General features: G+C 67.4%; 14 protein-coding genes. All 14 read right to left on the bottom strand.

Translation table 11 applies throughout. From position 1 onward, the window contains the following. Positions 1-3: 3 nt before the first annotated feature. On the bottom strand, positions 4-459 hold the full coding sequence (locus ACFQ4H_RS19975; protein ID WP_377572521.1) for a DUF2550 domain-containing protein: 456 nt from the start codon (positions 457-459) through the stop codon (positions 4-6). A gap of 12 nt (positions 460-471) precedes the next feature. Continuing rightward, entirely contained in the window at positions 472-753 is a 282-nt protein-coding gene (locus ACFQ4H_RS19970) for a F0F1 ATP synthase subunit epsilon (RefSeq protein WP_377572520.1), read from the bottom strand. 89 nt (positions 754-842) lie between these two features. Then, positions 843-1,976, bottom strand: a complete 1,134-nt coding sequence (locus ACFQ4H_RS19965; RefSeq protein WP_377572519.1) for an LCP family protein — start codon at positions 1,974-1,976, stop codon at positions 843-845. A gap of 185 nt (positions 1,977-2,161) precedes the next feature. Further along, positions 2,162-3,598 (bottom strand): F0F1 ATP synthase subunit beta, encoded by a 1,437-nt coding sequence (atpD, locus tag ACFQ4H_RS19960; protein ID WP_377572518.1) that lies wholly within the window; start codon positions 3,596-3,598, stop codon positions 2,162-2,164. Beyond that, a complete protein-coding gene (locus tag ACFQ4H_RS19955; protein WP_377572517.1) occupies positions 3,598-4,536 on the bottom strand; it encodes a F0F1 ATP synthase subunit gamma in 939 nt (312 codons plus the stop codon). The genes atpD and ACFQ4H_RS19955 overlap by 1 nt, the downstream gene beginning before the upstream one ends. 10 nt (positions 4,537-4,546) lie before the next feature. After that, a complete protein-coding gene (gene atpA, locus ACFQ4H_RS19950) occupies positions 4,547-6,196 on the bottom strand; it encodes a F0F1 ATP synthase subunit alpha (protein WP_377572516.1) in 1,650 nt (549 codons plus the stop codon). A 53-nt stretch (positions 6,197-6,249) separates the two neighbouring features. Further along, positions 6,250-7,071, bottom strand: a complete 822-nt coding sequence (locus ACFQ4H_RS19945; protein WP_377572515.1) for a F0F1 ATP synthase subunit delta — start codon at positions 7,069-7,071, stop codon at positions 6,250-6,252. After that, complete coding sequence (locus ACFQ4H_RS19940; protein ID WP_377572514.1) at positions 7,071-7,601, bottom strand: F0F1 ATP synthase subunit B; 531 nt, start codon at positions 7,599-7,601, stop codon at positions 7,071-7,073. The genes ACFQ4H_RS19945 and ACFQ4H_RS19940 overlap by 1 nt, the downstream gene beginning before the upstream one ends. Positions 7,602-7,630: 29 nt before the next feature. After that, positions 7,631-7,858 carry an ATP synthase F0 subunit C gene (atpE, locus tag ACFQ4H_RS19935; RefSeq protein WP_377572513.1) on the bottom strand — a complete coding sequence of 76 codons (228 nt, stop codon included), beginning with the start codon at positions 7,856-7,858 and terminating at the stop codon, positions 7,631-7,633. A gap of 90 nt (positions 7,859-7,948) precedes the next feature. After that, positions 7,949-8,734 carry a F0F1 ATP synthase subunit A gene (gene atpB, locus ACFQ4H_RS19930; protein ID WP_377572512.1) on the bottom strand — a complete coding sequence of 262 codons (786 nt, stop codon included), beginning with the start codon at positions 8,732-8,734 and terminating at the stop codon, positions 7,949-7,951. A gap of 40 nt (positions 8,735-8,774) precedes the next feature. Continuing rightward, positions 8,775-8,996: an AtpZ/AtpI family protein gene (locus ACFQ4H_RS19925; RefSeq protein ID WP_377572511.1), complete on the bottom strand. Its 222-nt coding sequence runs from the start codon at positions 8,994-8,996 to the stop codon at positions 8,775-8,777. Between the two features lie 265 nt (positions 8,997-9,261). Beyond that, a complete protein-coding gene (locus ACFQ4H_RS19920; protein WP_377572510.1) occupies positions 9,262-9,693 on the bottom strand; it encodes a hypothetical protein in 432 nt (143 codons plus the stop codon). After that, positions 9,690-10,985 (bottom strand): serine hydroxymethyltransferase, encoded by a 1,296-nt coding sequence (locus tag ACFQ4H_RS19915; protein WP_377572509.1) that lies wholly within the window; start codon positions 10,983-10,985, stop codon positions 9,690-9,692. The genes ACFQ4H_RS19920 and ACFQ4H_RS19915 overlap by 4 nt, the downstream gene beginning before the upstream one ends. An 89-nt stretch (positions 10,986-11,074) precedes the next feature. Next, positions 11,075-13,180: a transglycosylase domain-containing protein gene (locus ACFQ4H_RS19910; RefSeq protein ID WP_377572508.1), complete on the bottom strand. Its 2,106-nt coding sequence runs from the start codon at positions 13,178-13,180 to the stop codon at positions 11,075-11,077. Positions 13,181-13,197: the final 17 nt, after the last annotated feature.

Genomic DNA, 13,197 nt, shown 5'->3' with positions numbered 1-13,197 from the left:
GCCTCAGGCGGCCGGCCAGTCGTGCACGGCCAGACGCGGCGAGGCCGCCCCGGGAGGGACGGCCTCGAGCCAGGACAGGAACCCGGTTACCGTTGATTCAGCCATGGCGATCTCCACCGGGGCATGGCGGTTCGTACAGCGGAGGATGATCCAGTCGGCGGGCATGATGAGTCGCTCCTGCCCCTCGGGCAGCCGCCGCAGATCCACTCCGAGCCCGCGCCGGGACAGCACCCGCTTCGGCCGGAGCGCAAAGCTGAACATCCGATAGCAGCGCAGCTCATCTCCGACGAACCGGCCGAAGCCTGGCGACCAGCCTCGACCGTCGAGCAGGGTGGAGACCCGCACACTGAGCCGGATTATGCCCCCTGCCCGGGTCACCAGTGCCCGTCGGACGAAGAGCACGGCAATCGTGACGAGCAGGATGAGAACGCCGACTCCGATCCATTTCAAGACCAGCATCGACGTTCCCGGTCAGCGTGCCGCTGCGGTTACCGGGCTGGCCTCTTCGGCCAGGATGGTGACCTTCTCCGCGGTCACCGAAAGGAAGCCACCGGCCACCTCGTAGGCGATCTCCGCGCCACCGGCCTGCTTGATCCGGACCTTCCCGGGCTCGGCGAGCTGGCCAAGCAGGGGCTCGTGACCCGGCAGCACCCCAAGCTCGCCCTCGGTCGTCCGGGCGAGAAGCATCTCAGCCTCGCCGGACCAGACCATTTCTTCGACGGCTACCAGCTCGACGTGTAGCGGCTTTGCCACGCTGTCTCCTTTGCGGCGGCGGAATGGCCCGAGTCTAGTCCCGTACCCTGCGACAACCCAAGGCGGGTGGCCAGACGCACACTCCGACGCTACGCCTTACTCAACAGTTCAGGATGCTCGATCAGGAAAGCAGCGACCGAGTCGTCCTGCACCGCGGTAAAGAAGTCCTTCACGACCGGCTCGAAGCGCTCACCCCGATACTTGCCACCGGTGGTGATCCCTCCGCCCGGCAGCTTGACCATCTGGATCGAGTCGGACCGGATGCCACGCAGTGCAAAGCCGAAGTCGGTGATGCTGTGACCGCGGCCGTTGAAGATGAGCGACTTGCCGGCTGCCCGCAACACCGAATCAAGCTTGATCGGATTGGTCACCACGTCCCGACTGAACGCCTGGTCGACCATTGCCTTGAGGAACTGCTGCTGGTGCCGCTGCCGGCCGTAGTCGCTGTCCGGGACACCGTTCTTCGGGTAACGCTGCCGGACGTAGTCCAGCGCCTGCCACCCCTTCAGGTGCTGCATACCCTTCTTGTACTGCGCCTGGGGGCCGATGTAGCCGTCGCCGTACGGGTTGCCCTCGCGATGCGTGCCGTCCGGCTGCCGGTGCTCGGACCTGACGTCACGCTCGATGTACAGGTCGACGCCGCCCATGGCGTCGACGATCTTCTGGAAGCCGTTGAAATTGATGATCGCCCCGGCGTCGAACCGTTTGATGCCGGTGTACTTGCTGATCGTCATGGCCAGCAACTCGAATCCCCGGGCCGCATCCGGATTCTGGCCGGAAACCCGGCTACCGTACGACATCGCCGCATTGAGCTTGTCCTCGCCGCCCCGGAAGTTGGCCTTCTCGAAAGCAGGAATGTCGACGACCAGATCACGCGGCATGGAGAACAGGTAGGCCTGATCGAGCGAGGCGGTGATGTGCATGATCATGATCGAGTCGGCCAGCGGGGGTGTCTCCGGATTCCTCGGGTCGATGCCGACCATCAGGATGTTCAGTGGGCCGGCGACCTCGACCTCACGTGGCTTCGTGCCGGCCGCCTGCTCACCGAACAGGTCCCCCTTGCCGACCGCACCCTCGTAGCGGGCGGTCAACGTCTCGGCAGCGACGAGAGTACCGCCGCTGAGCAGCACCAGAATGGCACCGAACACCGTGCACACCTGGGCCCAGCGGGGCGCACCAGCCCGTCCTGACGTACCGCGCCCGCCCTTTTCGGCCTTAGCCACGAAAACCTCCGTATGTCACGTCCCTGTATTAGGGACGGGCGCCAAGGACGCGAGCGTTGCGGGGATCAACGCCGTTTCTCGGTGAGCCGCCATCGAAAGTACCTCGCTCGAACTGGAACAGCATCCACGACGAAAGGGACCATGCGGCCATTGGCCAGCATGGTCCCTTTCGCGGGTTGAAATACTCAGCCCTTCATCAGCTCGGCAGCCTTGCGCTCCAGGTCCTCCAGACCACCGCACATGAAGAATGCCTGCTCGGGGAAGTGGTCGTACTCGCCCTCGCTGATCTTCTTGAACGCCTCGATGGTCTCCTTGATCGGAACCGTCGAGCCCGGTACGCCGGTGAACTGCTCGGCGGCGTAGGTGTTCTGCGACAGGAAGCGCTCGATCCGCCGTGCGCGCTGCACGACGAGCTTGTCTTCCTCGGAGAGTTCCTCGATACCGAGGATGGCGATGATGTCCTGCAGGTCCTTGTACTTCTGCAGGATCCGCTTCACCTCACTGGCGACCGCGAAGTGCTCGGCACCGACGTACTCCGGCGCGAGGATCCGCGACGAGGACGCCAGCGGGTCCACCGCCGGGTAGATGCCCTTGTCGGAGATGGACCGCTCCAGGTTGGTGGTCGCGTCCAGGTGGGCGAAGGTGGTGGCCGGCGCCGGGTCGGTGTAGTCGTCGGCGGGCACGTAGATCGCCTGCAGCGAGGTGATCGCCTGGCCCCGGACCGAGGTGATCCGCTCCTGCAACTCGCCCATCTCGTCGGCCAGGGTCGGCTGGTAACCCACCGCGCTCGGCATCCGGCCGAGCAGGGTGGAGACCTCCGAACCGGCCTGGGTGAAGCGGAAGATGTTGTCGATGAAGAGCAGCACCTCCTGCTTCTGCACGTCGCGGAAGTACTCCGCCATCGTCAGCGCGGAGAGCGCCACCCGCAGACGGGTGCCCGGCGGCTCGTCCATCTGGCCGTAGACCAGCGCGGTCTTGTCGATGACGCCGGACTCGGTCATTTCGGCGATGAGGTCGTTACCCTCACGGGTCCGCTCACCCACACCGGCGAAGACCGAGGTACCACCGAAGTTACGGGCAACCCGGGTGATCATCTCCTGGATGAGCACCGTCTTGCCCACACCCGCACCACCGAACAGACCGATCTTGCCACCCTTGACGTACGGGGCCAGCAGGTCGATCACCTTGATGCCGGTCTCCAGCATCTCGGTCTTCGGCTCCAGGTCGGCGAAGGCCGGCGCCTTACGGTGGATGCCCCACCGGTCGGACACCTCGAGCTTCTCGCCCGGCTCCAGGTTGAGGCACTCGCCGATGGCGTTGAAGACGTGGCCCTTGACCGCGTCACCCACCGGCACGCTGATCGGGCCGCCGGTGTCCCGGACCTCGGCGCCCCGGACCACACCGTCGGTCGGCTGCATCGAGATCGCCCGGACCATGTTGTCACCCAGGTGCTGGGCGACCTCCAGGGTCAGGAGCTTGTCTCCACCGGAGAGCGCCACGGTGACGTGCAGGGCGTTGAAGATGTCGGGCATGGCGTCGCGCGGGAACTCGGCGTCGACGACCGGGCCGATGACCCGGACCACGCGACCCGTGGCCGTCTTGGTCTCTACTGGGGCAGTCATCACACTTCACTTCCCGACGCGGCCAGCGCGTTCGCGCCGCCGACGATCTCGCTGATCTCCTGGGTGATCCCGGCCTGGCGGGCCGAGTTCATCTCACGCGTGTACTTGTCGATCATCTCTTCGGCGTTGTCGGTCGCACTCTTCATCGCCCGCCGCCGAGCCGCCGACTCGCTGGCCGCCGACTCGATCAACGCCGCGTAGATCCGCGTGTTGATGTACTTCGGCAGCAGCGCGTCGAGCAGCGCCTCGGCGTCCGGCTCGAACTCGTACGCCGGCAGCAGACCCGGTGCGGCCTCGGACCGGGGCCGGTCCTCGACCTCCATCGGACCGACGATCCGGGTTACCGGGTTCTGGGTCATCAGCGACTTGAACTCGGTGTAGACGATGTGCAACTCGTCGACACCCCGTACCCCGTCGTTCCCCGCACCGTCGTCGGTGTCGTCCGCGCCGTGCGTGAACGCCTTGATCAAGGTCTCGCCGACCTCCCGGGCGCTGGCGAACGTCGGCTGCTCGGAGAAGCCCGTCCAACTCGCCTCGATCGGCCGGTTACGGAACCGGTAGTACGTCACGCCCTTGCGGCCGATGACGTACAGCACCGGTTCCTTGCCGTCGGCCTTCAACCGGGCGACCAGCGACTCGGCAGCCTTGATCGCGTTGGTGCTGTAGCCACCAGCCAGTCCCCGGTCGCTGGTGACCACCACGACGCCGGCCCGCCGTACCTTGGGCCGGGCGGTCAGCAGCGGGTGGTCGATCTGCGAGTTGGACGCCAGTGCCGTGAGCACCCCGGTGATGGCCTGGGCGTACGGCAGGGACGCCGCCACCCGGGCCTGGGCCTTGGCGATCCGGCTCGTCGCGACGAGCTCCATCGCCTTGGTGATTTTCTTCATCGACTTCGCCGAGCGGATCCGTTGACGAAGAACGCGAACCTGGGCTGCCATGGATCAGCCCTTACTGCTTCTCGTCAGCGGGAGCGCCGTCCCGGTAGCGGGTGACCGTCTCGCGGTTCTCCGGGCCCTCGGCCGGCTTGGCGGCCGGCTCGTTGATCCGCAGCTCGTCCTCCTTGCCGAGGAACATCAGCTTGAACCGGCCGATGGCGTCGTCGAGGGCCGCGATGATCTCGTCGTCCCAGTTGTTGTCGGCGATCGCCTGCAGCGTCGAGGCGTTCTTGTGCCGCAGGTACTGGAGGAACTCCGACTCGAAGCGGCGGATCTCCCCGACCGGGATGTCGTCGAGCTTTCCTTCGGTGCCGGCCCAGACCACGACGACCTGCTCCTGCACCGGGACCGGCGCGTAGTTCGACTGCTTGAGCAGCTCGACCAGACGGGCACCGCGCTCCAGCTGGTTACGCGAGGCCTTGTCCAGGTCCGAGGCGAAGGCGGCGAACGCCTCCAGCTCGCGGTACTGGGCCAGGTTGAGCCGCAGCGAACCGGAGACCTTCTTCATCGGCTTGACCTGGGCGGCACCACCGACCCGGGAGACCGAGGTACCGACGTTGATGGCCGGCCGGACGCCCTGGTTGAACAGGTCGGTCTCGAGGAAGATCTGGCCGTCGGTGATCGAGATGACGTTGGTCGGGATGAAGGCCGAGATGTCGTTGGCCTTCGTCTCGATGATCGGCAGACCGGTCATCGATCCGCCGCCCAGCTCGTCGGAGAGCTTCGCGCAGCGCTCCAGCAGCCGGGAGTGCAGGTAGAAGACGTCACCCGGGTAGGCCTCACGACCCGGCGGACGGCGCAGCAGCAGCGACACGGCGCGGTACGCCTCGGCCTGCTTGCTCAGGTCGTCGAAGACGATCAGAACGTGCTTGCCGTTGTACATCCAGTGCTGTCCGATGGACGAGCCGGCGTACGGGGCGATGTACTTGAAGCCGGCCGGGTCGGAGGCGGGCGAGGCGACGATGGTGGTGTACTCCATCGCACCCTCGGCCTCCAGCAGGCCCTTCACCGAGGCGATGGTGGAGGCCTTCTGACCGATGGCGACGTAGATGCAGCGGACCTGCTTCTTCGGGTCGCCGGAGCGCCAGTTCTCGCGCTGGTTGAGGATCGTGTCCAGGGCGACGGTGGTCTTACCGGTCTTCCGGTCACCGATGATCAGCTGCCGCTGGCCCCGGCCGATCGGCGTCATTGCGTCGACCGCCTTCAGACCGGTCTGCATCGGCTCGAAAACCGACTGCCGGGCCATGACGTTCGGCGCCTGGAGTTCCAGCTCGCGGTAACCCTCGTTGGCGATCTCGCCCAGGCCGTCGATCGGCTGGCCGAGCGCGTTGACGACGCGGCCCAGGAACGCGTCGCCGACCGGCACCGAGAGCACCCGGCCGGTCCGCTTGACGCGCTGTCCTTCCTCGATGCCGGCGTAGTCGCCGAGCACCACGGCACCGATCTCCCGGACGTCGAGGTTCAGCGCCACGCCGAGCGTGCCGTCCTCGAACTCCAGCAGCTCGTTGGTCATGGTCGAGGGCAGGCCCTCGACGTGGGCGATGCCGTCACCGGCGTCGGCGACGGTGCCGACCTCCTCGCGGGAGACGTCGGGCGAATAGGAGGAGACATAGCGCTCCAGGGCGCCGCGGATCTCCTCCGTCGAGATGGTCAGCTCGGCCATCCTCTGCTTCCTCTATTCAGCGCCCGGAGAACCGGAACGGCGTGGATGTCTTCTCAGCGCTTTGCGAGCGCGTTACGGGTGTCGGTGAGGCGACGCAGAACGGTGCCGTCGTAGAGATCGGAACCGACCTGGACGCTCATACCACCGAGGATCTCCGGGTTGACCGTCTGCTTGACGGTAACCTCCCGGCCGTACAGCTCGGCCAGCTTCGCACCCAACCGACGCTCCTCGTCCTCGCTGAGGGGCGCCGCGACGGTCACGTAGGCCACCTGCCGGTCCCGGCGGTCGGCGGCCAGCTCCACCAGCCGGGTCAGCGACCCGGAGAAGGAGCGCCCACCGAAGCCGGCCAGGGCGACCTCGACCAGACGGACCGTCACCGGCTTGGCCCGGTCCACCAGTAGCGCCCGGGTCAGCTCGGCCCGCTGGGCCGGCGGAGCGATGGAATCGGAAAGGACACTGCTCAGCCCCGGGTCGGCGGCGACCAGCTGACCGAAGCGGAACAGCTCGTCCTCGACCTCACCGAGATCACCGGCGCGGTCGGCGCTGGCCAGCAGCGCCTCCACCCCGAGCCGCTCGTTCGCTTCGAGCAGCTCCGACGGGGCCGACCAACGGCCGGACACCAGTGCGGTGAGCAGCTCACGCGCCTCGGCACCGACCTTGTCGGCAACGAGGCTGCCGAGCAGGCCCGCCCGGTCCTCACCGGAGCGGGCCGGGTCGGCCAACGCCCGCCGCAACCGGGGCTCGCGCCCCAGTACGGCAGCCACAGACAGCAGCGCCTCGGCGGTGTCCGCCAGCGCGGCCGGTTCGGCACTACGGGCGTACGCCTCGAAGCGCTCGTACGCGGCCGCGTACGACTCGCGGCTGGCGGCCTGCATCAGCGGGCCCCCGCGCTCTCAAGGCCGGTCAGGAACCGCTCGACCGTGCCCTTGCGCCGTGCCTCGTCGGCCAGCGACTCACCAACGATCTTGCTGGCCAGGTCGACGGCGAGCGTGCCCACCTCCGTGCGCAGCTCGCGCACGATGGTCTGCCGCTCGACGGCGAGGGCCTCCCGCCCGGCCGCGATGATCCGCTCGGACTCCTCGCGGGCCTTGGCCAGCACGTCGCTGCGGATCGACTCAGCGTCGGCGCGGGCGTCGTCCCGGATCCGGGCCGCCTCGGTACGTACCTCGGCGAGCTGTGCCTTGTACTGCTCCAGGACCTGGTTGGCCTCGGCCTGGGCCGCCTCGGCGCGCTTAAGGCCGCCTTCGATCGCGTCCACCCGAGCCTGGTACATGCCTTCCATCTTCGGCATGACGAACTTGAGCAGGACGAAGCAAAGGATGGCGAAGGAGATCGAACCGACGACGATCTCCTGCCAGATCGGCAGGATCGGGTTGTGCTCGGCGCCTCCAGCGGCGAAGAACATCTCAGACCTCCCGGTTACGGTTTGGACGCTCAGCCACCGACTGCGAAGGCGAGCACCAGGCCGAACAGCGCCAGCGCCTCAACCAGGGCGAAGCCCAGGATCAGCCAGGTCCGGTTGTAGCCGGCCGACTCGGGCTGACGGGCGCTGGACTGGATGTAGGCCGCGAAGACCAGTGCTACACCGATACCCGGGCCGATAGCCGCGAGGCCGTAGCCGATGGTGTTGACGCTGCCCTCGATCGCGGCAAGTGCGTTCATTGCGAGGATTCCTCCTAGTTCGCGCGTGACTGCTCACGCGTACGACAAGTCAGTACCAAAGCTCTCGGACGGTGCCGGCGGCCCGTCAGATCAGTGTGAGTCGGCCATCGAGGTGGAGATGTAGTTGGCGCTCAGCACCACGAAGACGTAGGCCTGCAGGACGGCGACCAGCAGCTCGAAGAAGACCATCAGGATCGCCATCAGGAACGAGAAGACCGAGGTCACCTGGACGAACAGGCTGTCCGAGGCCAGCATCACGAACCCGCCGACGGTGAAGACCAGCAGGAGCAGGTGCCCGGCGAACATGTTGGCGAAGAGTCGCAGCGCGAGGGTGACCGGGCGGATGACGAAGTTCTGCAGGAACTCGATCGGGACGAGCAGGAAGTGCATCGGCCACGGCACGCCCGGCAGGATCAGGCTCATCTTGACGTACTTGAAGAACCCGTGCTTGCGGACACCGACGTAGTTGTACATCGCGTAGGAGATCGCGGTGAGCACGATCGGGAACGCAATGTGCGAGTTGGGCGAGATCTGGAAGCCCGGGATGATGCCGAAGAGGTTGGTCAGCAGGATGAAGCTGAACAGCACCGTGAGGTAGGGGGCGAACTTGATACCCGCCGCGCCCATCTGGTCCCGGGCGACGCCGTTACGGATCAGCCCGTAGACCTCCTCAGCCGCCCACTGGGCCCGACCCGGTACCAGTTTCGGCTTGCGGTAGGCGGTCATGAAGAAGATGATCAGTGCGGCAACCGCGATCCAGATCATGATGCCGAACTTGGTGACCCAGGGGCCCGCCACATCCGGTGGGTAGAAGTCCCCGACGCTAGGGGGCCAGGGCAGCTCCGCCCCTTGGGCGACGACCAGCTGTCCGCTCACCGTGTCATCCTCCGCACTCGACAAGACCGGCACGCTGGCATCAGGCACCGAGCCTTCTAATGATCAGGTAGATCGCTCCGACCGCGCCGATCATCATGCCCGTCACGATCCCGACGCCGGACGGCAGACCGAGCCATCGGTCCGCCAACCACCCCAGGAAACCCCACACGCCGATACCGGCGATCAGGTAACCCGCGACGGAACCGGCCACACCCTCCGACGACGCGTCGTCGGACTTCTGGGGGTGGAGGTCATCGGCCATGACGTGGCGAACGATATCAGCCTGGATACGCGCAGGTGCGGGGCACCCCCCACACAGCATCACGGGTGCGGGCCGGGAACCAGGTGCGCGTAATTCTCCGCACACGTTACTCCCCATCGGACGGGTTCACCCGCGCCGTACCCGGTAAAATTCCGACAGCTTTTCTCCGGTCGTACCGCCTGACGACGGTCAACCGGCACCGCAGTTGACGCTACGGAAATCCCTGGTCAACGCAGAGACGGCAGGACCTGCGGCCAGCCACCACTCAGCTCTGGTTCGGCTCCACGTAGGGCAATGGTGAACGTACCGCCCAGACCAGGTGCGTGATGGTCCAGACCGCCACCGCGGCGATGATCGCCGCCCCCATCGGGGCCAGTCCCGACCATCCGGTCGCCGCGATCACCGCCATCACCACACCGAGAATCACGATCTTGATCGCGTACGTCACCAGACCGACGGACATTATTAATCTCGGGTTCACCGCGTCGGCCCACGCCACCGAGACCCCGGAGACCAGGTAGCTGAACACCACCAGGGCCACCCCGGCGGCAACTCCCAACGCGCCGGTCGGACCACGCAGCATCGCCCCCACCGGGACCGCCACGACCAGCAGCGCGACCGACGCCAGCAGGGTGGTACGCAGATAGGGCAGGCGCTTACGGATCGCTCCCGGCTGCCCGGCCGCTGGCGCGCTCATCGCGGGTACGCCGGGAACGCGGCGACCAGGTCGGCGACGTCGCCCGCGATCGCGGCCAGCGCGTCGGTGCCACCCGGGGCGGTCGGGTCGGTGCGGACCGCCCGTCCGATCAGCGCGGCGATCCGGTGCATCTCCCCCTCCCGCATGCCCTGGGTCGTGACGCTGGGCGTACCGACCCGGATGCCGGAGGCGGTCAGCGGTGGACGCGGGTCGTACGGGATGGCGTTCTTGTTCAGCGTGATCATCGCGGCGTCACAGCGCTCCTCGGCCTCCTGGCCCGTCACGTCGATTCCGCGCAGGTCGATCAGCGCCAGGTGGGTGTCCGTACCACCGGAGACCGGGCGCATCCCCTCGGCGACCAGCCCGGCGGTCAACGCCCGCGCGTTGCGGACCACCTGGGCGGCGTACGCCTGGAACTCCGGCATCGCGGCCTCGCGCAACGCGACCGCCTTGGCCGCGACGGCATGCATCAACGGACCACCCTGGGTGAACGGGAAGACGGCCTTGTCGATGCGCTGGGCCAGCGACTCGCGGCACAGGATCATGCCGCCCCGGGGGCCACGCAGCACCTTGTGTGTGGTGGCGCAGACGACGTCCGCGTAGGGCACCGGCGACGGGATCGCCCGGCCGGCGACCAGCCCGATGAAGTGCGCCGCGTCCACCATCAGGTACGCCCCGACCTCGTCGGCGATCTGCCGGAACCGGGCGAAGTCGATCAACCTCGGATAGGCGGTGGCCCCACAGATGATCATTTTCGGCTGGTGAACGAGGGCCAGGTCACGAACCTCGTCGTAGTCGATCAGCTCGGTCTCCTCGTGGACCCGGTAGCCGATCGTCTTGAACCACTTGCCGGAGAAGTTGACCCGACTGCCGTGGGTCAGGTGACCACCGTGCGGCAGGTCCATGGCCAGCACCGTGTCACCCGGCTGGACCAGTGCCGCGTACGCGGCCAGGTTGGCGCTGGCCCCCGAGTGCGGTTGCAGGTTGGCGTGCTCCGCGCCGAACAGCTCGCGGGCCCGGGCCATGCCGATCTGCTCGGCCCGGTCCACCTCGGCGCACCCGCCGTAGTAGCGCCGCCCGGGGTACCCCTCGGCGTACTTGTTCGTCAGGGTCGAGCCGAGCGCTGCCAGTACCGCCGGAGAGGTGAGATTCTCGCTCGCGATCAACTGGAGGCCGCCCCGTAGCCGGTCGAGTTCACCGAGCACCACCGCCGCGATCTCCGGATCGGTCGCCTGGAGTTGGCCGAAGTCCGGCCCCCAGAACGTGTCCGGTCCGGTGTCCCGCCCGCTCATCGCCAACGCCTCATCGAGTTCGCCACACCCCAGAGTCTAGGCCGACCCGATCGACCGCCCCGCTTCGCGACCGCGTTGAGCTGGGCAGCTCACTCGTCGATACCGAACGCCAGGTCGAGCGGGGGCGGGACGAATTCCGCACGGGGTTCGTCCCGCAACGCGTCCACCATGATCCGGGCCACCCCTTCGGCGACCTTCGCCTGCACCTTCGAGTCGACAAGGTCGTGCGGATCATCCGGGTTCGCCGCGATCGCCGCCACGGCCAGTTGCGGGGTGTAGATCACCACCGTCTCCGTGGCGTAGTTGTCCGAGCTGCCGGTCTTGCCGGCGATCGGACGCTCCTTCAGGATCGTGTGCACCTGGGTCGCCGTACCACCGTTGCAGCGGCCGAACGCCGACTGGTCACCGACCGGGCAGCGAGCGGCGTCGGTCGCCGCCCGCGCCACGTCGGGGTGCAGCACCTGCCTGCAGATCGGGCCGCCGGCATACACCGGTCGACCAGCCGAATCCCTGATCGAGACGACCGGCAACGGCTGGCAGTACCTGCCCTCGGCCGCCACGGTCGCGTACGCGTTGGCCAGATCCAGTGGTGTGGTCGCCGACACCCCCAGGGTGAACGGCCCCCACGTCCGGGCACCGTTACGGGCCAGTTCGGCATCGTCCTCGGCCCGGAAGGTGATGCCCAGCCGCTCGGCCATCTCCACCACCGCATCCGCCCCGATCCGTTCCGTCAGGTGCACGAAGTAGGTGTTGACCGAACGGCCGAACCCGGTCCACATGGTGCGGTAGCCGTCCATCCACTCGGGCTTGGCGTTGCTCGGGCACCAGTAGCCCTTGCAGCTGTTCGGCCCACTCACCGGCCACTTGGTCACCAGCTTGGTCGGCGAGTCGTAGCCGGTGCTCAGGGGCAGATCGGACTCCAGGGCCGCCAGCATGGTGAACATCTTGAACGTCGAACCCGCCTGGTAGCCGTCGATGTCACCGCCACCGGCGACGAGCTGGTTGACCGTGTTCGGATAGTTCTCCTGCCCGTCGGGGTTCTCGTCGAGGCTGTAGTGCCGGTTGACCGCCAGGGCCAGCACCCGACCGGTGCCGGGCTGCACCACCGCCGTCGGGAGGGCCCGCTCGTTGCTGTAGTCGTACACCTCCAGGGCCTCTTTCAGGGCCCGGGCCTGGATCCCCGGATCGAGCGAGGTGGTGATCGAGTATCCGCCCCGACGCAGTGCCTGCTGCCGGGCCTCCACGGTCTCCCCGAAGGCCGGCTGGTCGTTCCACCACTGCTGGAAGTAGTCGCAGAAGAAGCCCCAGTCGGCGTACTCCTGCGGCACCCCGGTGCAGTCGTTGGGCTCGATGCTGGGACGCAGCGCCAGCTTCTCCGCCTTCGCCCGGGCCGCGTCGGCAGCGGAGACCACCCCCATCTCCACCATCTGGTCCAGGACGTACGACCGGCGGCCGAGCGCTGCGGCGACGTCACCGTCGATCGGGTCGTCGGTGTGCGGCGACCGGACCAACCCGGCCAGCAGAGCCGCCTCGGCCAACGTCAACTGTGCCGCCGGTTTGGAGAAGTAGCGCTGGCTGGCGGCGGCGACACCGTACGCCCCGGCCCCGAAGTAGGCGATGTTCAGGTAGCGGCTGAGGATCTCGTCCTTGGCGAGTTCCTTCTCCAACGCCAACGCGTACCGGATCTCCTGTAGTTTGCGGCCGGTGGTCATCTCGGTGGCCGCGGCCCGCTGTTCCTCGGTCCGGTTCGGGTCGTTCTTGAGCACGTTGCGGACGTACTGCATGGTCAGCGTCGACGCACCCTGGACCTCGCCCCCGCTCTGGTTGGCGACGAACGCCCGTACCACGCTGCGTAGATCGACGCCGCTGTGCCGGTAGAACCGGCTGTCCTCAGCCGCCACCACCGCCTGCCGCATCAGCGGTGCCACCTCGGCCAGCGGTACGTCGTGCCGGTTCTCGGCGTAGAACGAGGTGATCAACGTCTTGCCGTCGTTGGCGTAGAGGTACGACCGCTGCGCCGTCGGCGGAATCGACAGTTCACGGGGCAGTTCGTCGTAGTCGGCGCTGACCGCGCCCAGCCCGAACCCGACCAGTACGCCGGTCGGCAACGCCGCCACTCCGAGAGCCACTCCGGCCAGTATCCCGGCCAACAACAGGATCGACAGCTTGGCAACCTGGGATCGGGACCGGGCCATAACGCTCACCCTTCGCA

This window comes from Micromonospora sonneratiae, from assembly GCF_042679305.1.
GTDB lineage: Bacteria > Actinomycetota > Actinomycetes > Mycobacteriales > Micromonosporaceae > Micromonospora_H > Micromonospora_H sonneratiae.
This window is presented reverse-complemented; position numbering and strand designations above follow the sequence as displayed.